The sequence below is a fragment of the Vibrio sp. KUL70 genome (assembly GCF_059725515.1).
Genome location: NZ_AP045834.1, coordinates 407,045 through 429,800 on the forward strand (window position 1 = coordinate 407,045; position 22,756 = coordinate 429,800).

Annotated in this window: 20 protein-coding genes and 1 tRNA gene; 10 read left to right on the forward strand and 11 right to left on the reverse strand. The window is 44.5% G+C overall.

The window, feature by feature from the left end; genetic code table 11:
* The first annotated feature begins 1,086 nt into the window (after nt 1-1,086).
* A complete protein-coding gene (locus AC6I7V_RS01845) occupies nt 1,087-1,485 on the forward strand; it encodes a YkvA family protein (RefSeq protein ID WP_010434547.1) in 399 nt (132 codons plus the stop codon).
* 345 nt (nt 1,486-1,830) lie between these two features.
* Here the strand turns inward: AC6I7V_RS01845 and AC6I7V_RS01850 are convergent, their stop codons facing one another.
* From AC6I7V_RS01850 to AC6I7V_RS01860, 3 genes are all read right to left on the reverse strand, one after another.
* On the reverse strand, nt 1,831-2,769 hold the full coding sequence (locus tag AC6I7V_RS01850) for a DUF2971 domain-containing protein (RefSeq protein ID WP_498011229.1): 939 nt from the start codon (nt 2,767-2,769) through the stop codon (nt 1,831-1,833).
* Nucleotides 2,770-2,913: 144 nt separating this feature from the next.
* Entirely contained in the window at nt 2,914-4,104 is a 1,191-nt protein-coding gene (locus AC6I7V_RS01855; protein WP_498011230.1) for a site-specific integrase, read from the reverse strand.
* Nucleotides 4,105-4,115: 11 nt separating this feature from the next.
* Nucleotides 4,116-4,478 carry a hypothetical protein gene (locus tag AC6I7V_RS01860; protein ID WP_498011231.1) on the reverse strand — a complete coding sequence of 121 codons (363 nt, stop codon included), beginning with the start codon at nt 4,476-4,478 and terminating at the stop codon, nt 4,116-4,118.
* Nucleotides 4,479-4,576: 98 nt separating this feature from the next.
* On the opposite strand from AC6I7V_RS01860, the gene AC6I7V_RS01865 reads away from it, so the two are divergent.
* Nucleotides 4,577-5,629, forward strand: a complete 1,053-nt coding sequence (locus AC6I7V_RS01865) for a CHAT domain-containing protein (RefSeq protein ID WP_498011232.1) — start codon at nt 4,577-4,579, stop codon at nt 5,627-5,629.
* A gap of 156 nt (nt 5,630-5,785) precedes the next feature.
* On the opposite strand, the gene AC6I7V_RS01870 is transcribed toward AC6I7V_RS01865, so the two are convergent.
* The 6 genes from AC6I7V_RS01870 to rpsU form a co-directional block, all read right to left on the reverse strand.
* Nucleotides 5,786-6,982 (reverse strand): flagellin N-terminal helical domain-containing protein, encoded by a 1,197-nt coding sequence (locus tag AC6I7V_RS01870; RefSeq protein ID WP_498011233.1) that lies wholly within the window; start codon nt 6,980-6,982, stop codon nt 5,786-5,788.
* Between the two features lie 852 nt (nt 6,983-7,834).
* A tRNA-Ile gene (locus AC6I7V_RS01875) sits at nt 7,835-7,910 on the reverse strand.
* 162 nt (nt 7,911-8,072) lie between these two features.
* Nucleotides 8,073-9,923: an RNA polymerase sigma factor RpoD gene (gene rpoD / locus AC6I7V_RS01880; RefSeq protein ID WP_255231508.1), complete on the reverse strand. Its 1,851-nt coding sequence runs from the start codon at nt 9,921-9,923 to the stop codon at nt 8,073-8,075.
* Nucleotides 9,924-10,022: 99 nt separating this feature from the next.
* Nucleotides 10,023-11,774, reverse strand: coding sequence for a DNA primase (gene dnaG / locus AC6I7V_RS01885; RefSeq protein ID WP_255231507.1), 1,752 nt, complete (start codon nt 11,772-11,774; stop codon nt 10,023-10,025).
* Between the two features lie 118 nt (nt 11,775-11,892).
* Nucleotides 11,893-12,336, reverse strand: coding sequence for a GatB/YqeY domain-containing protein (locus AC6I7V_RS01890; protein WP_152468123.1), 444 nt, complete (start codon nt 12,334-12,336; stop codon nt 11,893-11,895).
* 25 nt (nt 12,337-12,361) lie between these two features.
* Entirely contained in the window at nt 12,362-12,577 is a 216-nt protein-coding gene (gene rpsU / locus AC6I7V_RS01895) for a 30S ribosomal protein S21 (RefSeq protein WP_001145625.1), read from the reverse strand.
* Nucleotides 12,578-12,806: 229 nt separating this feature from the next.
* Between rpsU and tsaD the strand changes: the two genes are divergently transcribed.
* The gene (gene tsaD, locus AC6I7V_RS01900) at nt 12,807-13,826 is read left to right on the forward strand and encodes a tRNA (adenosine(37)-N6)-threonylcarbamoyltransferase complex transferase subunit TsaD (protein ID WP_255231506.1); all 1,020 of its coding nucleotides are present in this window, start codon (nt 12,807-12,809) and stop codon (nt 13,824-13,826) included.
* Between the two features lie 64 nt (nt 13,827-13,890).
* On the forward strand, nt 13,891-14,709 hold the full coding sequence (locus AC6I7V_RS01905) for an alpha/beta fold hydrolase (RefSeq protein ID WP_498011234.1): 819 nt from the start codon (nt 13,891-13,893) through the stop codon (nt 14,707-14,709).
* A gap of 46 nt (nt 14,710-14,755) precedes the next feature.
* Here AC6I7V_RS01905 and plsY read toward each other — a convergent pair whose 3' ends face one another.
* Complete coding sequence (gene plsY, locus AC6I7V_RS01910; protein ID WP_498011235.1) at nt 14,756-15,352, reverse strand: glycerol-3-phosphate 1-O-acyltransferase PlsY; 597 nt, start codon at nt 15,350-15,352, stop codon at nt 14,756-14,758.
* Nucleotides 15,353-15,474: 122 nt separating this feature from the next.
* On the opposite strand from plsY, the gene folB reads away from it, so the two are divergent.
* The 3 genes from folB to AC6I7V_RS01925 are packed head-to-tail and all read left to right on the forward strand — an operon-like array spanning nt 15,475 to nt 17,133.
* On the forward strand, nt 15,475-15,834 hold the full coding sequence (folB, locus tag AC6I7V_RS01915; protein ID WP_032553075.1) for a dihydroneopterin aldolase: 360 nt from the start codon (nt 15,475-15,477) through the stop codon (nt 15,832-15,834).
* Nucleotides 15,831-16,313 (forward strand): 2-amino-4-hydroxy-6-hydroxymethyldihydropteridine diphosphokinase, encoded by a 483-nt coding sequence (gene folK, locus AC6I7V_RS01920; protein WP_498011236.1) that lies wholly within the window; start codon nt 15,831-15,833, stop codon nt 16,311-16,313. The genes folB and folK overlap by 4 nt, the downstream gene beginning before the upstream one ends.
* Before the next feature lie 16 nt (nt 16,314-16,329).
* Nucleotides 16,330-17,133, forward strand: a complete 804-nt coding sequence (locus tag AC6I7V_RS01925) for an undecaprenyl-diphosphate phosphatase (RefSeq protein WP_255231502.1) — start codon at nt 16,330-16,332, stop codon at nt 17,131-17,133.
* A 78-nt stretch (nt 17,134-17,211) separates the two neighbouring features.
* Here the strand turns inward: AC6I7V_RS01925 and AC6I7V_RS01930 are convergent, their stop codons facing one another.
* Complete coding sequence (locus AC6I7V_RS01930; protein ID WP_498011237.1) at nt 17,212-18,525, reverse strand: multifunctional CCA addition/repair protein; 1,314 nt, start codon at nt 18,523-18,525, stop codon at nt 17,212-17,214.
* Nucleotides 18,526-18,561: 36 nt separating this feature from the next.
* Here AC6I7V_RS01930 and AC6I7V_RS01935 point away from each other — a divergent pair, with 36 nt between their 5' ends.
* The 3 genes from AC6I7V_RS01935 to AC6I7V_RS01945 all read left to right on the forward strand — a co-directional run bounded on the left by AC6I7V_RS01935 (nt 18,562) and on the right by AC6I7V_RS01945 (nt 22,711).
* On the forward strand, nt 18,562-20,229 hold the full coding sequence (locus tag AC6I7V_RS01935; protein ID WP_498011238.1) for an ExeA family protein: 1,668 nt from the start codon (nt 18,562-18,564) through the stop codon (nt 20,227-20,229).
* Nucleotides 20,229-21,146: a general secretion pathway protein GspB gene (locus tag AC6I7V_RS01940; protein WP_498011239.1), complete on the forward strand. Its 918-nt coding sequence runs from the start codon at nt 20,229-20,231 to the stop codon at nt 21,144-21,146. Before AC6I7V_RS01935 ends, AC6I7V_RS01940 begins: the two co-directional genes overlap by 1 nt.
* A gap of 129 nt (nt 21,147-21,275) precedes the next feature.
* Nucleotides 21,276-22,711 (forward strand): IS1182 family transposase gene (locus tag AC6I7V_RS01945; RefSeq protein ID WP_498010782.1). Its coding sequence is split into 2 segments (ribosomal slippage): nt 21,276-22,449 and nt 22,449-22,711, totalling 1,437 coding nucleotides; the frame shifts between segments, so codons are not numbered across the junction.
* Nucleotides 22,712-22,756 lie beyond the last annotated feature (45 nt).

The following is a 22,756-nucleotide window of genomic DNA, read 5'->3' on the forward strand; positions in this document are numbered from 1 at the left end:
AACTGTTGCGTCTCACTCTGTGGTTCACTCTAGAGCGTCACTAACCTAAATCACTTAAGAGATATCAGACCGATTACCACTGAGGGTGAGCGGTCATCATTGTTTAGTTGCCATCAGGTTCTAATATGGTATTGAGCGGTATTACCTAGTGCAGAATCGTGTTGTACAGATGAGAGAGCCTACTGGTGGTTGATATTAGCCTGAGATATATTTGCAGATTCTATGGTGATTAGGTCGAGTTTTTAGTGGTGCTAATGGAATGGTGCTTACAGGAAGTAATCGAAGACCGGATATGGAAAGGACTAGAAAAAGATAAAGGCCCATGAATTTCTTGATGAGCCTTTCTAAATTTGGTGGTCTGAACTGGAGACCGAACGATTATGAGTCAAGCTTCAGCCCTGTAGTCAACATAGTAACCCTGCCCAGAATCACTCCGAAATCCACCAGCAAAATCACATTACCTGATTATCCGCATGAGCTTACTGACGTCGACGGCGGGGTTGATGGGAGGAGTTTAGTACGACGACGCCGACAAGATTATGGGTTTAAATCTGGGTGGAAAGACAGGGGAAAACTCCTAGGCGTAACAAGCATTAAAACGAATTTATATTATTGAACTGTAAGAGCTCTTACTGGATTCGTCCGGTAAGAGCTTCCTTCTTTCTAGTTCAATAAATAAAGGACAGTTTCTATGAACTAATCTAAAGGCAGTACAGCGAATACAGAAGCTGATGCATCTAACGCCACGTCAAAACACAATCCATTTTCTAACATCCTCAAATTAGGTTCAGCCAACAATCAAGGTTTCTGTTCAGCGATCGTTCGTCGTCTAGGTTTATCCGTGAAGGCTTAGTCTTCTATCTACATGCATACCAAATCAAAAGATTACGAGGGAGTAAAAGCCGAGTTATTAGCTCTAGCTGAAGTCGTTTCCAGTACCAGACTTTTAGTAGTTGTATTTTTGAGCAATTAAACAAGTATGGACACTGCATGTGCAACATTATGATAATCATCAAGTTTTGTTTGTTACAGCTCAGTTAGCATTTGTTGCATGTATTGATATGTATTAATAAATAGAGGCTGAGCATGGGAATTAGTAAAGAGCAAGAAGAAAAGGCTCGCAAGCAATTCTACGAAGATATAAAAGATGTGGATGATACTGATGTTGAATACGCATCTAAAAAAGGGAATAAGAAGTTAGACCAGCTTGATAGTAACCCTCCAGGCGCATTGTCTAAGCTGTGGAATGATATTAAGTTAATGGTGAATTTAATCACCGATTATGTGAAAGGAGATTACACGGACGTACCGTGGCGAGTAATCGCAGCTATTACAGGTGCGATTGTATATTTCGCATCGCCAATAGATGTTATCCCTGATTTTATCCCAGTAGTTGGGTATCTCGATGATGCACTTGTTATCAAGTTAGCTATCGATTTAGCTTCTGAGGATTTGAACGAATATAAAAGATGGAAAGCTTGCTAGTTCAAAGACTACCTGATTCATGAAATGCGGAGGATACCAGTAGTTGTATCCTCCTTGTCCGTATGAAAAAAGAGAAGTGGCTTATAAAAGTAAAGGCTTCTTGGTGCTAGGCATTTTTTTGCGGCACAACGGCGACGATAGTCATCGCCACGGCAACCCAGACACTAAATTACCCTAGAGTTGAATAGAAAGACCGGACTAGGACCGGACCGACGACGCCGTCGACAAAACCTAGGGAAAGTAATTACTGAAGAAGTTAGGTAGAACAAGGGCTAGAGAGAGATTACAGGGCCTGTCTAGAGAGACCGACCCAGTGACTTAGGATTTTAGGTTTGGAGGGATAATTTAAATAAAATCAATCTCTTTAAAATCAAGAGTATAATTAGTCTTATTTAAACAGGTTTCCCAGTGCTCAAAAAATCTAGTAGAAAAAATCTCTTTAAACTCACAAGCGCTATCGATAAGTGAAGAATTGTATCCATATGTTATTGATCTAATTGATAATTTATCAAGCTTAAACAAATATAGTACGTCTCTACATTTTGAAAAATTCTCCAATGCATCTGCCATAGATCCCCGCTCACAACGATCTGAAATGTTTTCTAGTAAGAAATGATGCTTATTTTTTACTTTTTCGTAGCATTTTAAATCGTTCGCCATCTCTAGAAAGTGTGAAGGATCTCTGTGGGTTAGTAGCGCTTCTTCTGTAAGAACGACTTTATCCGCTTGTGATAACCTTAGAATAGCTCTGTGCTCTTTTTCATATATCCATTCATCGCTTTTTCTTTGAAAAATCTCGTACAAAATTTGATCTTCATGAAAGTTCGAGTAGTCACAGTCAAAGCTATCTATGCGATACCTTGGCTGCTTTCTGTAACTAACTGCTTCAAATGATCCATTGAATGGTGATGGGACTATCTCAAAATTATCATGCTCAAAAAGGTCATCAAATAAGTGAAATGGTTCTGTTTCATGTTTAGAGTTAACAATAAATCCAATTACACAGCCTTTATGTTCTTTGGCATAATGTGACCACATTAATAGGTTCTCTTTAGACTCGGTAAGGCAAACAACACCAATTTTGTGTTTGTAATTTTCAACAAACTCACACAAATTTGTATCAACTCCATAACCGAGCTTAATTTCTTCGGCAAGTTTGCTTAGCCCTTCCTCACAATAGTTCCCTTCGAAAGGATCATTTAACGCGCATAATTGTGAAGCTCGGATGTATCCATCCTTCAAAATAAAATTTGGATTTTCTACATATTTATATAGTATTTTCATAACTAACAGACACCGATAACCTTTCTGTCATAAGGTTATCTGATTGACAATATAAGTAAAAGTTTTTCTAGCAAGCAAGTGGATAATGAACTTGACTCTCTTCATGCCAAAAAAACAGCGAGCAACATACTCACTGCTTTTACACTATCCGTTACTCACATCCCCCACCAACTCTGACACATTAGCACTTACCTCCCTCAACCTAGAACTAGCCAAATGAGCATATCTAGTCGAAGTTTGAGGGCTCTGGTGCCCAAGTAGATGCTGAACATCATAGAGCGTGGCGTTTCCACTATTGATTAAAATTGAAGCAAAGCTATGCCTGAGGTCGTGTATACGGAAGTCATCATAAATCCCTGCTGCTTTCTTGATTCTAGCGAATGCCTTCTTTGGATGTGCGATAGGTCTACCGGGTGCATCTCCGGCGAAGATATAGGGGTTCTTACGTATCTGAAATCGTCGTTGGTCATGTATCACCTCCTTAGCTAAATTATTGAGTAAAACCGTCCTTGATAACCCCGATTTTGTGTGGGGAAGAAATAGGCTCCAATTGCCGTCGTCGTCGACGGTAAGGCAGTCCCACTTAGAATTAGTAATTTCACCTATGCGTATCCCAGTAAGCAGGGCGAATTTTAAGGCGTTTCCTTGGGTGCGATTAGGTTCCTCGTTACATGCCTTGATGAAAGATGAAACCTCTTTGCGATTCAGGAATCTGTTTCTTAAATTATTCTCCTTAAGCTTTCTTATGTACTGCCCCGGATTCTTGTCCACGAATCCCCACTCCATTGCTAATCTAAAGATCCTAAGAACTAGGGACCGCAATCTATTTACCGTGGATGGCTTTCTTGTTTCTAAAACTCCATCGAGTAGCTTTTGAATGTCTTGTTGGTTGATATCGGTGATGCTTTTCTTGCCCCATTTAGGGTAGAAATGTAGCTTCAAGTTACCGACATCATTCTTAGCGGTGAGTTTGTTCATTCGGGCGTAGGGTAGATAATGCAGCTCCGCAAATTCTTGAAAACTTAGTACATTGGATTTTTCATCCCTCATAGCCTTTGGGTCATTGCCTAGTGCTATCTCTCGCTTGTGGTCATTGGCTATCTGCCTAGCTGTATTGATATCTAGCGCTGGATACTCGCCTAGTTGAACAGATTTTTTCTTGCCAAAATAGGTGTAGCTGAATAAGAAGCGCTTCCTCCCTTTTCTGTTGATAATTATTTTCAGGCCACTACAGATCTCATCCGTGTACTCAGTTTCTTTACTTCGACTTGTCGACGGCGTCGGCGGTAGTGAATCAAGTTGGCTTTTATTGAATTTGAATTTACGTGATTGCATTGGATACCTCCTTACTCATCAAAGATTGAGAAATATTGGTGTAATTCAGTGCGGAGTGTCTTCGGAATGAGCAGGTAGATACCCTTGCCATTGTCCTCGACAATGCTTAGGGATATAGAAGCTCCGTAATCTAGATCATCTTCGAACTCAGTATAGGTTAGGGCTCGTTTTAGCAGTTCGATATCGTCGACGACGACAGCGTTTAGCTCATTAATTGAGGTGAGGAACCAGAGTTCACATTGCAGTTCATCCCATGCCTGTTGGGTTTCTGTTTCATCGTGGAATGGTTCGGTGAGTATGGATTTGATTTGTTCTTGCAGAGTTGTAGTGGTTGGTAGGGTTGATAGATTATTTAAAGTTGTAACCTTGATCATATTAAACTCCATGATTATCAGTATCATAGTTTTAATATATATCTGTCCTCACTGACTTTTCGGCTTAGTGAGTTGGAAGTCACTAAGAGGTAAATGTAATGCTAGATACATATAGAAGAAACGTAGTTCGCAAACAAAATGAGATTGCTCGTCTACAGCAAGATAAAGCTAAAGAGCAGAAGAAAATTGCCAGTATCAGTATAAAAATCAATTCAGCTCAACAAGCTATAAGCAGATCCAAATCTGACAGCACTATCAGAACTAAGCTGCGTGAAATAGAAAGGTTACAGAAAGACTTAGCTAATACTGAAAAGAAAATAGCAGAACTTGAAACTAAACTATCAGGAAAAAATAAAGAGCTAATAAATGAGCAAGGTAAAGTATCTAAAGAGGAAGAAAAAGCTTTAAAGAAGCGAGCTCAAGAGTCCGAACGTATCCGAAAAAAACAAGAAGACAACTTGAAACGCATAAGTAGTACTCTAACTAATCATGAGAAAACCCACCGAGAAATAAAATCAGATTTGGATAAATTAAAACAGCTTCCCGAAAAAGTGGTTGTTCTTTTCTTAGCTGCCAACCCAAAAGATGCTGGGCAACTTAGATTAGATGAAGAAGCAAGAGCAATCACGGAAATGGTTCGCAAATCGAAACATCGAGATTCAGTTATCTTTGAAAGTCGCTGGGCAGTTCAGCCTATGGATGTCCTACAAGCAATCAACGAGCTCAATCCTACTATCGTTCATTTCAGCGGACATGGCTCTGATGCTGATGAGATTGTATTTCAAGACTCTCAAGGAAATGCAAAGTTGGTTAGCAAAGAAGCTATAGTTCAAACAATGATGGCATCTACCTCTGATTTACGATTGGTATTTTTCAACACATGTTTCTCATTTAATCAAGCTGAAGCTGTGGTCCAGCACATTGAGGCTGCCATAGGTATGAGCACTAGTATTGGAGATGAGGCAGCAAGAATTTTCGCATCACAATTTTACTCCGCCATTGGTTTTGGGCTTTCTTTAAATAAAGCATTTAACCAAGCTAAAGCTCTCGTGATGATGGAAGGATTAAATGAAGAAAACACTCCAGAGTTGTTTATCCAGTCAGGCTTAAACAGCGATGAGTTAATTATTGTAAGGCCAGAAGAATCTTAATATGGCATCTTACCCTAAAATCCTAGATCGCTTGGTCGATCACACTAGACTTACCTCAAAAGAGCTCATCTGGCGCTGGCTTTTTTGAATTTATTGGGAGACTTAGGTAATGAGGATAAAAAGAAGTTGATGAAACTGCTAATGGATTCATTATAGCTAACTGAGTAAATTAAGAGCGCTCCTAGGTGTGTTACCTGCTTGAGCTAGCATTGATGTGTTTACTTCTCTCAATATCGACTGTTTGGTTAGCTGAGTTGACTCTTTGGCAAAGTCTGTATCTCTGATCTGACGGTTGCTCGCTGCAACATTTTCTGAAGATTGGGATAAATTATTTATAGTATGAGAGAGCCGATTTTGCGTTGCACCCAATCTACTTCTTTCAGAGTCGACATAATGTAGTACTTCGTCAAGTTGGTCGGTCACTGATTTACCGCTTGTTGCTTCAGTAAGGGTAGGAATTCTCCCTTTTACATCCGAAATCGTTTTCTCTTCATCAACTTGATAGGTATGACTGGTAGTTATATCTCTACTTCCACTTTTATTCATTACATCCAAAAAAAAACCATATTCATCGCTTTTTGACGTAACTATTAGCCTTCTTAAGCCATGGTATCCAGGACCTCCGAGTTCTATCTCCGTTGTTAAGAGATCGCCATACTCGTCATTTAGGTAGTTCTCGACATCATAAATGGTTGAACCAGCGGTAATATTAACGCGGTGAGCTAGGTATTCGCCATTTCTAAAGTTTCTGAGACTTATAGAATCACCTTCTTTTGACTTCCAGTCTAAATCAGAGTAGTTCCAACTGACCCATTTTTGAGTCTTAACTGTTTGAAGGTCTATTTTATTACCTAGATCTGGTAAATTTACTTTAATTGCTTCACCATTCGTTGAGCCTATCTGGAAAGAAAGCTGTGAGAGTTTTCCATTGAGCAATTTCTTCCCACCGAAACTTGTAGCTTCAGTAATTCTAGTGAGTTCATCTCTTAGTGCAGAATACTCTTTCTCGATGGATTTTTGGTCATTTTTAGATAGAGATCCATTTGCATATCTGAGTGTCAAATCACGCATTTGCATTAGATTCTCTGTGTATTCGTTCATTGCTCCTTCAGCTATTTGAAGCACTGAAATACCATCATTCGCATTTCTGATTGCCACATCCATACCACGGCTTTGAACTTGTAACCGATTTGAAATCTGAAGACCAGCTGCGTCATCTTTGGCAGTATTGATCTTTAACCCAGACGAAAGACGCTCCATAGACGTGTTTTGCTTATCTATAGAGCGGTTCAGTTGACTTTGGTACTGCATTGTTGGTGCGTTAGTGTTAATGCTTGAGATGCTTGTCATCATACAGTTCCATTAAGATATCGAAGTTATTTCAGTTAGTGGCTATGTGTTATGTTCAATATCGGCTAGATATGCAATTAGTTTAGATTTTTTGCACTAAAATTGGATTCAGACACTCAGTTGCTTTGACTGGCTCTGAGCGTAGTATTGTTGAGCTTCTTCAGCTTTTGGTTTCTTGCTACTTTTTTTAAATCCAACCAACCTAAAATCCTAAGTCTCTGGGTCGGTCACACTAGACTGGCCCTGTAATCTCTCTCTAGCCCTTGCTCTACCTGACTTCTTCAGTGATTACTTTCCCTAGGTTTTGTCGACGGCGTCGTCGGTCCGGTCCTAGTCCGGTCTTTCAGCTTGATTTTAGGTCTATTGCCGTCGTCGACGGGATACCCATGCTAGATTTCCACCTGATTACACTCACCCAACTTCTCACCCTCACTATATTCATCCTAGAATCGCTTCTAGCGTTGAGACTGCCGATTTCAGTATGAATACCAGTCCAATGATTAACTGCAGCTTCTCGCTCTGTGGTTCACTCTAGAGTGTTACTAACCTGAATCACTTAAGAGATATCAGACCTATTACCACTGAGGGTGAACGGTCATCATTGTTTAATAGTCACCAGGTTCTAATATGGTATTGAGTCGTATGTAACTAGCGCAGAATCGTGCCGTACAGATGAGAGAGCTTACTGATGGTCGATATTAGCCTGAGATATATTTACGGGTTCTGTGGTGATTAAGTGGAGTGTTTCACTGGCGCTAATGAAATTGTGCTTACAGGAAGTAATCGAAGACCGGATATGGAAAGGACTAGAAAAGATAAAGGCCCATGAATTTCTTCATGAGCCTTATCGGAATTTGGTGGCCCCTCCCAGATTTGAACTGGGGACCGAACGATTATGAGTCGTGCGCTCTAACCACTGAGCTAAGGGGCCGTAGGGCAATGATTATAGGGGATGCAATCAGTGGTGTCTAGCCACTAAAGGGGGCAATTGCGCTTAGTTCTTAGCCACTTAAATCATATAGATACAAAAAAGGTGAGCTACAGCTCACCTTTCTTCTTATATGCTTAAAAGCTAGCCAAATCTCGCGAGAGATTACTCGTCTAGGAAACTACGTAGCGTTTCAGAGCGGCTTGGGTGACGCAGCTTACGTAGCGCTTTTGCTTCGATCTGACGAATACGTTCACGAGTTACGTCGAACTGCTTACCAACTTCTTCAAGAGTGTGGTCTGTGTTCATATCGATACCGAAACGCATACGTAGTACTTTCGCTTCACGCGGCGTTAGGCCTGCTAGAACGTCTTTAGTTGCACCGCGTAGGCTAGTTGCCGTTGCAGAGTCTAGAGGCAGTTCTAGAGTCGTATCCTCGATGAAATCACCTAGATGCGAATCTTCGTCGTCACCGATTGGTGTCTCCATTGAGATAGGCTCTTTAGCGATCTTCAGTACTTTACGGATCTTGTCTTCCGGCATTTGCATGCGCTCAGCCAACTCTTCCGGTAGCGGCTCACGACCCATCTCTTGCAGCATTTGACGAGAGATACGGTTTAGTTTGTTGATCGTTTCGATCATGTGAACCGGAATACGGATAGTACGAGCTTGGTCGGCAATCGAACGAGTGATTGCTTGACGGATCCACCATGTAGCGTAAGTCGAGAACTTGTAACCACGGCGGTATTCAAACTTATCAACCGCTTTCATCAGACCGATGTTACCTTCTTGGATTAGATCCAAGAATTGTAGACCACGGTTGGTGTACTTCTTAGCAATCGAGATTACTAGACGTAAGTTCGCTTCAACCATCTCTTTCTTCGCACGACGAGCTTTCGCTTCACCGATAGACATACGACGGCTGATGTCTTTAATGCTTTGTACTGTTAGTGACGTCTCTTTTTCGATCATATCCAGTTTCTGGATAGAGCGACGGATATCACTTTCGTTACGTTTGATCTTCTCTGCGTATGGCTTGTCTGAAGCAAGTACTTCGTCTAACCATGCTTCGCTCGATTCGTTGCCTGTGAATAGGGCAATGAAAGATTTCTTCGGCATTTTGCCGTACTCAACCGTTTGGCGCATGATTAGGCGCTCTTGAGTACGTACACGATCCATTGAAGTGCGAAGTTCATTAACTAGGTAATCGAACTGTTTTGGCGTTAGACGGAACTCTTTGAACACGTCTTGCATCATCGTTGTTGCAAGAACAGCTTTCGGGCTCTCTGCACCGTATTCGTTGATCGCTAGTTGACGATTTTGGAAGCTTGTGCGAAGCGCAGTGAACTTCTCAAGAGCAAGTTCAGGGTCGATACCTGTATCTTCTTCTTCCTCTTCAGCGTCATCTTCGTCATCTACGTCTTCAGCATCTTCATCGTCAAGATCAGATTCTGCCAGCTCAGAACCGATATGCGTTGCTGTTGGTGCTGCAGTACCATCGTCATCTGGGTCAACGAAGCCGCTGATCAGATCGGTAAGGCGCAGCTCTTCAGCTTGAACTTTGTCAAACTGCTCTAAGATGTATGGAATAGTGCCAGGGTATTCAGCAACAGAGAGCTGAACTTGGTTGATACCATCTTCGATACGCTTAGCAATATCGATCTCGCCTTCACGAGTCAATAGCTCAACAGTACCCATCTCACGCATGTACATACGTACTGGGTCCGTTGTACGGCCAATCTCGTTTTCTACGCTAGAAAGCGCTGCTGCTGCCGCTTCGGCTGCATCTTCATCTGTGATGGTATCGTCATCATTTAGGGCTAGATCATCGGCATCAGGTGCGGTTTCTACAACCTTGATACCCATGTCGTTAATCATCTGAATGATGTCTTCTACCTGTTCAGAATCAACAATTTCTGCAGGTAGGTGGTCGTTTACTTCGGCGTAGGTCAGATAGCCTTGTTCCTTGCCTTTAATAACAAGTAATTTTAGCTGTGACTGCGGATTTTGATCCATAGATGATATCCAACTTCAGGTCTGGTGAAGGAAGTTGCATTTTAAAATGCAAACCATAAATGTTAACAAATTTTATCAATGCTGACTAATCAATCAGGGTTACGCTTTTAAATCTAGCATTAAGGCTAGCAGCTCCCTTTTTTCTTCGGCTGATAAACCGACACTTCTTGCTTTGGCCTGCAGGTTTTCAATTTGCTTTTCTACGCACTGGGCAAGAATATTGTCCAATGAGTCTAAGAATATATCTTCTTGATTGTCATCATCGAGGGGGATTTCCCAGCTCGCGAGACGAGACAGAAGTGCCTCATGTTTACTATGTCGCCAGTGCTCTAACAACTGGCCGGTGTTGATATGGGGGTTAGCATGGCATTTATCAAGTACCTCTACGAATAAACTTAAACCAGGTAATGGTAAGTCTCGTACACTTGATAAATCCGGTACCATATCAGCATAGCTCGGATTTTGTAGAAGCAAAGCGATCACTTCTCGCATAGGGGTGCGTTTAAGCTCTTTATGCGGTTGCGGGCTAGAGCTCTTTTTATGAACTCTAGCTCGTCTTAGCTGATTATCAAACCCCGTGCGTTCATCCAGTAACTTTTCAAGCAGTTCTTGGAAGTAGCTATCAGGAATTTTATTGATAAGTGCACTGGCATGGGCTCGTAACGCCGATTTACCTTCGGTTGTTCCAAGGTTTAATTGATGGATTTCAATTAGGTTGTCGAACAAGTAAGTCGAAAGTGGCGTCGCGTTTTGAACCAGTTGTTCAAAGGCTTCTTTGCCGTGCTGTCGAATATAACTGTCTGGGTCTTCGCCATCTGGCAAGAACAGAAACTTCAGGGTATTACCCGTCTTTAAATATTCAAGCGCATTTTCCAGCGCGCGCCAAGCGGCTTCTTTACCCGCTCGGTCACCATCATAACAACACACAACCGTGTGGGTTTGACGGAACAACATCTGGATATGATCACCAGTTGTCGACGTGCCCAGCGAGGCGACGGAATAATCTACGCCATATTGCGCTAGCGCGACAACATCCATGTAACCTTCAACCACCAAGACTTGAGGTGGCTCACGGTAAGCCTGTAAGACTTCGTAAAGACCATATAGCTCTTTGCCTTTATGGAAGATCGGAGTCTCAGGGGAGTTGAGGTACTTTGGTGTTCCATCTTCAAGAACACGGCCACCAAAACCAATCACTCGACCACGACGATCGCGAATCGGGAACATGATGCGTCCACGAAAACGGTCGTATCGGTTACCCTTGTCGTTTTCGATTAACATGCCGCCCGTGACCAGCATGTCTTGCGCTTCTTTTTGTTGACCGAAATTCTTACGAACTAAATCCCACTCATCGGCAACGTAACCAATCCCAAACTTCTGTACGATTTCGCCTGAAAGCCCTCTATTCTTAAGGTACTCAATCGCAGGCTTACTCGAAGATAGCTTGAGTTGTGAGCGATAAAATTGACTGATACCACCCATTAAGTCATAGAGATTACGCTTTTGCTCTGTGTTGGCGCGCGGCTGAGTTGAAATGGCACCGCTGCGCTGCTCGCGAGGGACCTCTAGGCCAAGAAAGCTCGCAAGCTCTTCAATAGCTTCAACAAACTCAAGGCGCTCGAACTCCATGATGAAGTCGATGGCGTTGCCGTGCACGCCGCAACCAAAACAGTGATAGAACTGCTTTTCTTGGCTTACGCTAAAAGAGGGCGTTTTTTCGTTGTGAAATGGACAACAAGCACTGTAGTTTTTGCCCTTTTTCTTAAGTTTTACGCGTGCGTCAATGATGTCGACGATATCGAGACGCGCGAGGAGGTCATCAATGAAACTACGTGGGATAATTCCAGCCATAAAACCTTAGAAAAATGCACTAACTGAGAGTGATGATAATATAGTTTGAATAGGTAACAGATACAAACAAGCCGTGCGTTCCATAGGATTGCACGGCTTGTTGCAATTTGATTTGGGATTAAGCGAGTTTAGAGCGAACTAAACCACTAACTTTACCCATATCTGCACGCCCTTGAATTTGTGGTTTCAAGATAGCCATTACTTTACCCATGTCTTGCATGCCCGCAGGTTGAGCTTCTGCAATTGCGCTATCAAGTAGTGCAATGACTTCTTCTTCAGTAAGCGGTTGAGGCATAAAGCCTTCAAGTACAGCAATTTCTGCTTGTTCCACGTCAGCAAGATCTTGACGACCAGCCGATTCATATTGAGCAACAGAATCGCGACGCTGTTTAACCATCTTAACTAGAACAGCAAGGATGTCGTCGTCGCTCAGAGTAATCTGTTCGTCGACTTCACGTTGCTTAATAGCTGAAAGAGCTAAACGGATAGTGCCAAGGCGCGGTTTGTCCTTGGCTTTCATCGCTAATTTTTGCTCTTCTTTGAGTTGTTCAATAAGAGCCATAACTCAGTCCTTATGGATTAAGTTATTAGTACAGGCGAACGCGACGTGCGTTTTCGCGAGCTAGCTTCTTAGCGTGACGCTTTTGAGCTGCTGCTTTAGCGCGTTTGCGAACTGTAGTTGGTTTTTCATAGTGCTCACGACGACGCACTTCAGAAAGGATACCTGCTTTTTCGCAAGAGCGCTTGAAACGACGTAGTGCAACGTCGAACGGTTCGTTTTCACGTACTTTAACTACTGGCATATGCCTTTCACCTCAGGGGTTATTCGTTAACGCTGGTAACTTAGTGAGCTGAACTTAAATATTCAGTCTTAACCAGCTTGATCAAAAATGGTGCGGAATTTTAATCCGATCACAGTGGCTTTGTAAAGCACTTTGTCGATTATAGTCTGTACAATATTTGTTTGCTGAGCTCAGGCAGGGTAATATTACGCTAATTTCCCATTAAAGATGAAAGCGTGCCGAGAAAATTATGCGCATTATTGGTATTGAAACCTCTTGTGATGAAACAGGAATCGCAATTTATGATGATGAGCAAGGTCTGCTTTCTCATCAACTCTACAGCCAGGTAAAACTGCACGCCGATTACGGTGGTGTTGTTCCTGAGCTTGCATCACGTGATCACGTGAAGAAAACCATTCCACTGATCAAAGCGGCTCTTAAAGAAGCAAACTTAACCTCTAAAGACATTGGTGGTGTTGCTTACACAGCAGGCCCTGGTTTGGTAGGTGCTCTTCTTGTTGGTGCGACGATTGGTCGCAGTATTGCTTACGCTTGGGGCGTTCCAGCCGTGCCAGTACACCACATGGAAGGCCATCTACTTGCTCCTATGCTAGAAGATAACCCACCACCGTTCCCGTTTGTGGCACTGCTGGTATCGGGTGGTCACACCATGATGGTTGAAGTAAAAGGCATTGGTGAATATCGTATTCTGGGTGAGTCAATTGATGACGCAGCTGGTGAAGCCTTCGACAAAACCGCGAAGCTGATGGGTTTAGATTACCCAGGTGGTCCACTGCTTTCTCGCTTGGCAGAAAAGGGCACGCCGGGTCGCTTTAAGTTCCCGCGTCCAATGACGGATCGTCCTGGTCTAGATATGAGCTTCTCTGGTCTAAAAACCTTTGCAGCTAATACCATTCGTGACAACGACGATAGCGAACAGACTCGCGCAGACATCGCATACGCGTTCCAAGAGGCGGTTTGTGGCACCTTGGTAATCAAGTGTAAGCGTGCCTTGGCGGAGACTGGCATGAAACGTATAGTTATTGCTGGTGGTGTGAGTGCAAACAAGCAGTTACGAGCAGAACTTGAAGCGCTGGCGAAGAAGATTGGTGGTGAGGTTTATTACCCTCGCACTGAGTTTTGTACTGATAACGGTGCAATGATCGCTTATGCAGGTATGCAGCGTCTTAAGAACGGTGAGGTGGCTGATCTTTCTGTTCAAGCGACACCACGCTGGCCTATCGATCAGCTTGAGCCTATTGCTGAGTAATCGAATCTGAATGATTGAACGGCCGCTGAAGTAGCGGCCGTTTTTATATGACTTAGGGTAGATAATGAACAATTTCACTATTGAAAACAAAAACATGGCGTACCTAGATGAGGGGCAAGGGCCTGTACTAGTGTTCGGTCACAGCTATCTATGGGATAGTGCAATGTGGCAACCTCAATTAGAGGCGCTGAAATCTAAGTACCGTTGTATTGTTCCTGAGCTTTGGTCACACGGTCAATCTGATGCGGCGCCAAGCTCAATGCGCACGCTAAAAGATTATGCTCAACATGTTTTGGCACTGCTTGATCATTTGGGTGTTGAGGAGTTCTCAATTGTTGGTCTATCGGTAGGCGGCATGTGGGGGACAGAGTTGGTTGAGTTGGCACCGTCTCGCGTGAAAACGCTAGTACTTATGGATACCTTTGTTGGTCTAGAGCCAGAAGTGGCACACGCTAAGTACTTCTCAATATTAGATACCATCGCCCAGACCAAGATGGTTCCACCACCGATTGTTGAAGCGGTGGTTCCTTTGTTCTTCGCGAATCAAGCAGAGCAAAATAGCCCTGCGCTAGTGAAAGGTTTTACAGAGTTTCTGTCGCAGCTAAGCGGTGAGCACGCAGAACAGGTCGCACGCATTGGGCGCATAGTGTTCGGACGCCGCGACATGATCGAATCGATAGAGAAGTTTGCTTTGCCAGTCTTGGTTGCCGTAGGTCAAGAAGACAAACCTCGTCCGGTATTGGAATCTTACTTAATGCATGATTGCATTTCAGGTAGCGAGTTAGCTGTAATTCCAAATGCAGGCCATATTAGTAGCTTAGAACAGCCTGAGTTTGTAAATGAGATGCTTGCGAGCTTCTTAGATAAGCATCTGTTGGTGTAACAGTATCACCAGCGAAATGTTGGAAAGTCGGCGTAATCTGTATCGATTACGCCGATTTTTTTTGTCCTAATTTGGGTTCACTACCATCGAGTAATCGACGAATATTTTGATGATGACGCAGTACGATGAGACAACACAACATCGCAACGGGCAGCGTATATTGCGGTTTAACCATCCATGCATAAAACGGAGTGATTAACACAGTCACAATCGCAGCTAAGGATGAGTAACGGAAGAGAAACGCGACCAGTAGCCAAGTACCCATAATCATACCAGTAAGGTCAAGACCAATAGGTGCGATTGCACCCAAGGCGGTCGCGACACCTTTGCCACCTTTAAAGTGGAAGAAGATCGGGTACATATGACCTAAACATGCGGCAATCGCGACAACACCCAGAATGATAGGGTCGATATCGAGAAAGTAACCAAGCCAGACAGGAATCGTGCCCTTTAGCATGTCACACAGCAGTACAGAGGCTGCCGCGGCTTTACCACCGATACGCAATACATTGGTAGCACCGGGGTTATTTGAGCCCACCGTTCTGGGATCAGGCAGACGCGCGATTCGGCATATCAAGACCGCACTTGAGATTGAACCTAGTAGATAGGCTGCAATGATCATAATGAGTGCCAATGGAGTCATGTCTGTCCTTAATGGTGCGAAAATAATGCTCAATCCAAGAGTAATTGATATCATATCCTGAATTAGGCAAATAATACGTTTTTTTCCCATTTTTGGGTATCCGACCTCTAAAAGGACAACTAATGGCACTGGATAAAGTTTTCATCGAACAGTTAGAAGTGATCACAACGATTGGTGTGTATGACTGGGAACAAGAAATTAAGCAAAAGCTAGTGCTTGATATAGAAATGGCTCACGATAACCGCCCTGCAGGTAAAAGTGATGATGTGGTTGATGCTTTAGATTATTCAAAGGTGAGCACAGCGGTGCTTGAGCACATTGAAAATGGTCGTTTTTTATTGGTCGAGCGTGTCGCAGAAGAGATCGCTGAATTGATTATGACTCAATTCTCGGTGCCGTGGATCAAGATCCGCCTAGCGAAACCGGGCGCGGTGCCGCAAGCGAAAGCTGTTGGTGTGGTCATCGAACGAGGCCAAGCATGACCATTGCTTATGTCGGGGTCGGCACCAATATCGACCGTGACAAACATGCCAAGGCCGCTTGGCTAGAGTTGCAATCTTTGGGGAGTAATCTACGTTGCTCCTCAATTTATCACTGTGAACCAGTGGGGTTTGACAGCCATCCGTTCTATAACTTCGTGATTGAGCTCGATACTTTGTTGTCATTGACCGAATTTTCACAACAGCTGCGTAAAATTGAGTTTAAATACGGGCGCACGAAGGATGCCCATAAGTTGCAAGACCGCAATTTAGATCTCGATATTGTGCTGTTTGGTGATGTGGTTTCTTCTCAAAAACCTCAACTGCCTCGCAGTGATATCTTTAAATATCCTTTTGTCACACAACCACTATATGATCTCTGTCCTGCTCGTGTAATCCCTCAGGATGGGCGAACCGTCAGTGAAATATGGCAGAAAATGGAGCAGCTAGACTCTCTCTCTGTTGTAGATATAGAACTATAAATTTTTAAGGTTAGAAATGAGTTATTTTGAAGCGTTTATTTTGGCGTTGGTGCAAGGCTTTACCGAGTTTTTGCCGATCTCAAGTTCGGCACACTTGATCCTTCCTTCAGCTGTACTTGGCTGGGAAGACCAAGGTTTGGCATTCGATGTGGCGGTACACGTTGGGACATTGGCGGCTGTAGTGATCTATTTTCGCAAAGAAGTTATCTCACTACTGAATGCGTTTTTTGGTTCCGTGTTCAAAGGTGATCGAAGTAAAGAAGCGAAACTGGCTTGGATGATTATCTTAGCGACCATTCCTGCGTGTGTGTTTGGCCTGTTGATGAAAGACATCATTGAGCTTTACCTGCGTAGTGCGTGGGTTATCGCGACCACGACTATCGTGTTTGGTTTGTTGTTATGGTGGGTAGATAAGAACTCAGCACTGCGTGATGATGAGTATCAAGCGGGCTGGAAGAAGGCGTTATTCATTGGTTTGGCGCAAGCGATGGCGATGATCCCGGGTACGTCTCGCTCAGGCGCAACCATCACAGCTGCGTTGTACCTTGGCTTTACTCGTGAAGCGGCAGCGCGTTTCTCTTTCTTAATGTCGATTCCTATTATCACGCTAGCGGGCGGCTACTTAGGTCTTAAGCTAGTTACCAGTGGCGATCCAATCCATTTTGGTACTTTGTTGACGGGGATTGTGGTCTCTTTCATCAGTGCTTATATCTGTATTCACTTCTTCTTGAAGTTAATCTCTCGCATGGGTATGACGCCATTTGTTATCTACCGTCTGATTCTAGGCTGTGGTCTGTTTGCTTTCTTGATGATGCAATAAGCCTTTAATTCAAGGTTCAAATGCACAAAGCCCGCTGATTCAGCGGGCTTTGTTGTTCTAATCAATGACACAAGTTAGCTACTGCTTAGAAGTAGCTAGAGTGCGCTCAATAGCCTGAACACGGCGTTTCTCTTGCTCATCTCGAATCTCTTTGCCTTTAAAGCCGTCGGCAATCACCGCTTTAACATCAACCCCTAATGCAGCTTGATACGCAGCTTCAAAGCGAGGCTTTTGTGGATAAGGATCAGACTCTAATCCTTTTCTTCCGGCATGATCTGCTTGGCAACACAGCAAGATGTCATTGAGTCTCTCAGGTTTACGCCACACATCAAATTTGTTGAGGATCTTTAGGAAGGTGGATGGCTTGAGCTCACCTGCACGATGGATGTTGGAGTGCTGTTCACAGACAAGCAGTGCTAAATCACGAAATTCATTCGGCACACGAACTCGTTCACACAGGGATTTGATCAGCTTGATCCCTGTATGACAGTGCATTTTGTGGCTAGGCCATTCATTTGGTGGGGTCACACCTTTACCGAGGTCATGTACTTGGGCTGCAAAGCGAACGGGCAGTGAAGTGCTTAACAGTGCGGCCTGCTGGGCGACCATCAAGGTGTGGATACCCGTATCGATCTCAGGGTGCCACTTTTCTGGCTGCGGGACGCCAAACAGCGCATTCAGTTCAGGCAGTACCACGGCTAGGGCACCGCACTCTCTCAAGGTTGATAAGAAAATTTCTGGATGTGGTGTACTGAGTGATTTGTGCCACTCTTGCCAGACACGCTCTGCTGTCAGGTGCTCTAATTCACCGGACTCAACGATACGTCGCATCATCTCCATAGTTTCTGGCGCAACGGTAAAGCCCAAATGATGAAGCTTAGCGGCGAAGCGAGCCACACGCAGCACACGCAGTGGATCTTCGACAAAGGCGTCTGAGACGTGTCTTAGGAGGCGGTCCTCAAGATCTTGTTGACCATGGTAGGGATCGTAGAGCGTGCCTTGTTCATCTTGCGCGATGGCGTTGATGGTTAGGTCGCGACGCATGAGATCTTCTTCGAGGGTAACGTCAGGTGCAAAATAACACTCAAAGCCGGTATAACCAGAGCCAGACTTTTTCTCAGTTCGTGCTAGTGCGTGCTCTTCTTTCGTTTTGGGGTGCAAGAAAACCGGGAACTCTTTACCGACGGCGGTAAACCCGAGTTCTTCCATCTGCTGCGGCGTACTGCCGACGACAACCCAATCTTTGTCGTAGCTCGCAATGTTCAGTAATTGGTCACGTACGGCACCACCTACTAAATATCTGTTTAGGCTCTGGTGTACTGGTAAGCCATCGTAGTTTTGCAACTTATCACCTCGAAATCTTTTATCACTGCTGGACTTTATGGCGAGCAATGGTAATTTCCATTTATCGTAATTATAGGGCAGCCCATGTATAAGGAATATTTTGGCTTCGTAGAGATGCCATTCTCGATTGTACCAAATTCTCGCTACTTGTTTTTAAGTCAGCGTCATCAGGAAGCAATGCAGAACCTACAAGCTGGACTCGGTGATGGTGGTGGCTTTGCCATGCTGACCGGAGAAGTAGGGACTGGCAAAACGACCGTTGCTAAGGCGATGCTGGCATCTTTAGATGACCAGACACAAGCTGGCCTTATACTGAATCCGACATTCTCTAACATTGAGCTTCTCGAAGCGGTGTGTGATGAGTTCGAGATTGACTATCCAGAGCAAGCTTCACTTAAGCAGCTGAGTCAGGCTATTCATAGTTTCTTGTTGGACAGCCATGAGCAAGGTATTCAAACCCTACTGGTTATCGATGAAGCGCAACACCTTGCTGCGGATGTTCTAGAACAGCTACGCCTTCTGACCAATCTAGAGACAGACCGTCGTAAACTACTGAAAGTACTGCTGGTGGGGCAACCCGAGCTGCAGCAACATTTGCAAACCAATCAACTTCGACAGCTAGCCCAACGCATCACAGGGCGTTATCATCTGCTGCCTCTCAATGTCCAAGAGGCGGGTAAGTACATTGCGTTTAGACTGGAGACAGCCGGTGCACAGCAAATGCTATTCTCCAATCGCGCGGTGAAATCCATTGCTCAATACACTCATGGTATACCGAGATTAATAAACCTTGTGTGTGACAAAGCGCTTCAGCTGAGTTTTCATCAAGGCGAGAAAATGCCTTCTCAAGCCACCGTTGAACAAGCGTGTCAGCAGATCATGTCGTTCCAAGCCGAGGTATATCAAGCGCCAGTTAAACGCCAATCAGCGGCTTGGCGAAAAATGGCGCAGTACAGCGCGCTGAGTGTACTGGGTTTGGGGCTCGCTTGGGGAACGTTTACCTATCTGCCACAAAACATCCTGCCACAAAACATCGACAAGTGGTTTGCTAATCAACGAGCGGCGTCTGACCTTGAACCTCAGGTAAAAACAGCGATTCAGGCGCCCATCGAGAGGCCAGTTGAAGCAAAACCTCTGCTACTGCCTGAACATATTGCTCTGCAGCTTAAACTAGGTACAAGCCGAGCTTCTGCTATCCAAGACCTGTATCAGTTATGGGGGTATCAATCTTCACTTCGTGATGGTTTATGTTTGAGTGAGCCACAGAGCGTGTTTGTTTGTGCTGAAGGGCAAGCGACACTGCGTGAACTGATGGAACTCAACTCACCAGTGGTGCTGAAATTAACTTTTGAAGAGCACGCTTATCATGCGGTGCTGTATGGCCTTTCTGACAAGTCGGTTGAGTTATTGGTGAATCAATCTTTGGTTCAAATGCCGGTTACGACATTAGAGGCGCTGTGGCAGGGGGATTACGTTGCAATATGGAAACAACCTCTGAGAGAGACGCTGAGAGAGGGCGATTCCGGAGAAGCGGTCACTTTGCTTGACCTGTTACTGTCTGAAGCATTGGGAGAAAATGTAACGGGGCAAGATCAGTTTGATGACGAGCTAAAGCGCAAGGTCGAGGCGTTTCAGATTTGGCAAGGAATGTCAGTAGATGGCATTGCGGGCAAAAAAACGCTCTCACGCCTACAACGAATCGCTCAGTTAGATTCACCTATCCTGATGAGTATTAATGAGGAGAGAGGGTAATGTCTCGAACAATGAGCCGTTTACAAACATCGCAGATGCCAGGATTCCAGCAACATCTCGTGTCGACTCAAGCTCCAAAGTTGCGTTCGCATCGCGGTGCATCAATCGCGTTGAGCCTACTGTTGTTATTGGTGCCGTCATTACTCGTTGCGGGTGGTTTGCTTTATCAAGAGCAAACCTCTAAAGAGCAAGAGAGCGAGGTTGCACTGACTGAGCCAGTAAGTGTGGTAGAGCCTGCCACGTCAGAGTCGATTCCCACTCAAGCGGTCGCAGAGCTCGACACTGGCTTGATGGCGTCTGAGCTGTTTAGCATTCGTCCTGCACCTCAGGTGGGTGAACTGAAAGCTTTGCCGCGTCAAATGAGCTTTGTATCGGTTAACACTGAAACAGTTAACAGTGATCAGCAAGAGACTCAAATATCGAATGAACAAGACAACTCTGCATTCGCTCAAATTGACTCTGAGAGTAAGCCGCAACAACCGCCTGCTGAATCGAGCAACCCACCACTGAATCAGAACACCGGCAGTGCAAACAATGACGCGAGCGAGCGTGACCTGTTACAAGGGCTGGACCTTACCGAGCTATCACCGGAGTTAGCCCTAAAAATTGAGTCCATTCTTGAGAACAGCGATTCATCGTCTGAGGTGGATATTGACCGATACCGACCTCAACCGACAGTTCAGTTAGAGTCGCATACTCAGAGCTTGAGTGGGCGCTTGCCGAGTCTGAACCTGCAAACGCATATGTACTCAAGCAGTGCAGAGAGGCGTTGGGTGAAAATCAATGATAAAGAGGTGGCACAAGGGGATTGGATAACCCCGGAAGTGCAGCTGATAGAAGTGAAGCCGCAATCTATTGTAGTGGAGTTTGAAGAGCAGGCTATCGAAATTCCTGCGCTTTATGAGTGGCAAGGTTGATCGCTGAAACGATTGAACATTAGAAAAACAAAAAGGAGCACATGAGTGCTCCTCAGACTGCTGACAAAGGTCTAGCTTTCAAGCTAGACCTTTGATCTAATAGGGGTATCGAAATATGGATATCTCACTATGCTTCAAGAGCCTTCACCTCAACAATATGAACTCGAAATGGTCACCATGGAACAGCTCGTTCCTCAGAACCATTTAGTTCGTAAGATAGATAAAGCCATCGACTTCGAGTTTATCCGTAATGAAGTCGCTCACCTCTACTGTAAAGACAACGGTCGCCCACCTGTTGACCCTGTACGCCTGTTTAAAATCATCCTGCTTGGTTACCTCTTCGGAATAAAAAGCGAGCGACAACTCGTGAAAGAGATTGAAGTCAATGTCGCTTATCGATGGTTCCTGCGTATGTCACTGACAGAGAAAGTTATCCATGCATCGACACTCAGCCAAAACCGTATTCGCCGCTTTAATGGTACCGATGTGTTTGAGCGTATCTTTATCAATATCGTAGAGCAGGCAATGGCGAAAGGTTTGGTCGCAGGCCAAGAACTATTTACTGACAGCACGCACCTAAAAGCCAATGCCAACAAAAATAAGCACACGAACAAAGTGACTAAGGTTCGCGCCAGTGCTTATCTTGATATGCTCGATGAAGATGTCGCGCTAGACCGAGAGAAAGAGGGTAAGAAACCTCTAAAGTCACGTACCGCTGAGCCTAAAACTAAGAGCACCAAAACGAGTACTACCGACCCGGAAAGTGGCTTCATGACTCGAGATAATAAGCCCCAAGGCTTCTTCTATCTCGACCACCGTACAGTGGATGGACAGCATGGCATTATCTTAGATACCCATGTCACAGCAGGTAATATCAATGACTCTCAACCTTATGTGAAGCGTCTGGACTATACCCTAGAGCAATTTAACCTTAATCCAATCGCCGTTGGACTCGACGCGGGCTACTTCACTGCGCCAGTCGCTGAGTCATTAGAGCGTCGAAATATCTTAGGCGTGTTCGGTTATCGCAGACCATCGAGAACAAAGAATGCGTTCAAGAAAAAGCACTTCATCTACAATGGAGAGCGAGACAGTTACCGCTGCCCTAACGGTCAAGAGCTCATCTATAAAACAACGTCTAGAGATGCGTATCGTGAGTATCACTCCGACCCGAAAGAGTGTGCGTTCTGTCCAATGAGAGATGACTGTACGCAAAGTAAAAATATAAAGAAAGTCATTACAAGACATATCTATACGGACGCGATGGATAGAGCCAACCAAATGCGGCTCTCACCTTATGGAAAAAGACGTATAGGCGAAGAAGTGAGACGGTAGAGCGGAGCTTCGCCGACGCTAAGCAGCACCATGGTCACCGTTATGCCCGCTTCCGCGGGCTCTCGAAAGTGCAAATGCAATGTTGGTTGGCAGCTGCCGCTCAAAACATCAAGAAGATAGCCTTGGTGGTGAGCTATTTACAAAAAATAGGGCTAAATATGTCCCAAATACGTCAAATTATGGCGTCTAGATGCCAATTTAAGTGTTGGGCTCTTCCAAACTTCGCATAATAAAAAAATATCGCGATCGCGGCCTACGGCCGCTCGAAAAAGAGA

Coding starts and splice junctions, on each gene's coding strand:
- AC6I7V_RS01845 (WP_010434547.1), top strand. CDS start 1,087: ATGGGAATTAGTAAAGAGCAAGAAGAAAAGGCTCGCAAGCAATTCTAC.
- AC6I7V_RS01850 (WP_498011229.1), bottom strand. CDS start 2,769: ATGAAAATACTATATAAATATGTAGAAAATCCAAATTTTATTTTGAAG.
- AC6I7V_RS01855 (WP_498011230.1), bottom strand. CDS start 4,104: ATGCAATCACGTAAATTCAAATTCAATAAAAGCCAACTTGATTCACTA.
- AC6I7V_RS01860 (WP_498011231.1), bottom strand. CDS start 4,478: ATGATCAAGGTTACAACTTTAAATAATCTATCAACCCTACCAACCACT.
- AC6I7V_RS01865 (WP_498011232.1), top strand. CDS start 4,577: ATGCTAGATACATATAGAAGAAACGTAGTTCGCAAACAAAATGAGATT.
- AC6I7V_RS01870 (WP_498011233.1), bottom strand. CDS start 6,982: ATGATGACAAGCATCTCAAGCATTAACACTAACGCACCAACAATGCAG.
- rpoD (WP_255231508.1), bottom strand. CDS start 9,923: ATGGATCAAAATCCGCAGTCACAGCTAAAATTACTTGTTATTAAAGGC.
- dnaG (WP_255231507.1), bottom strand. CDS start 11,774: ATGGCTGGAATTATCCCACGTAGTTTCATTGATGACCTCCTCGCGCGT.
- AC6I7V_RS01890 (WP_152468123.1), bottom strand. CDS start 12,336: ATGGCTCTTATTGAACAACTCAAAGAAGAGCAAAAATTAGCGATGAAA.
- rpsU (WP_001145625.1), bottom strand. CDS start 12,577: ATGCCAGTAGTTAAAGTACGTGAAAACGAACCGTTCGACGTTGCACTA.
- tsaD (WP_255231506.1), top strand. CDS start 12,807: ATGCGCATTATTGGTATTGAAACCTCTTGTGATGAAACAGGAATCGCA.
- AC6I7V_RS01905 (WP_498011234.1), top strand. CDS start 13,891: ATGAACAATTTCACTATTGAAAACAAAAACATGGCGTACCTAGATGAG.
- plsY (WP_498011235.1), bottom strand. CDS start 15,352: ATGACTCCATTGGCACTCATTATGATCATTGCAGCCTATCTACTAGGT.
- folB (WP_032553075.1), top strand. CDS start 15,475: ATGGCACTGGATAAAGTTTTCATCGAACAGTTAGAAGTGATCACAACG.
- folK (WP_498011236.1), top strand. CDS start 15,831: ATGACCATTGCTTATGTCGGGGTCGGCACCAATATCGACCGTGACAAA.
- AC6I7V_RS01925 (WP_255231502.1), top strand. CDS start 16,330: ATGAGTTATTTTGAAGCGTTTATTTTGGCGTTGGTGCAAGGCTTTACC.
- AC6I7V_RS01935 (WP_498011238.1), top strand. CDS start 18,562: ATGTATAAGGAATATTTTGGCTTCGTAGAGATGCCATTCTCGATTGTA.
- AC6I7V_RS01940 (WP_498011239.1), top strand. CDS start 20,229: ATGTCTCGAACAATGAGCCGTTTACAAACATCGCAGATGCCAGGATTC.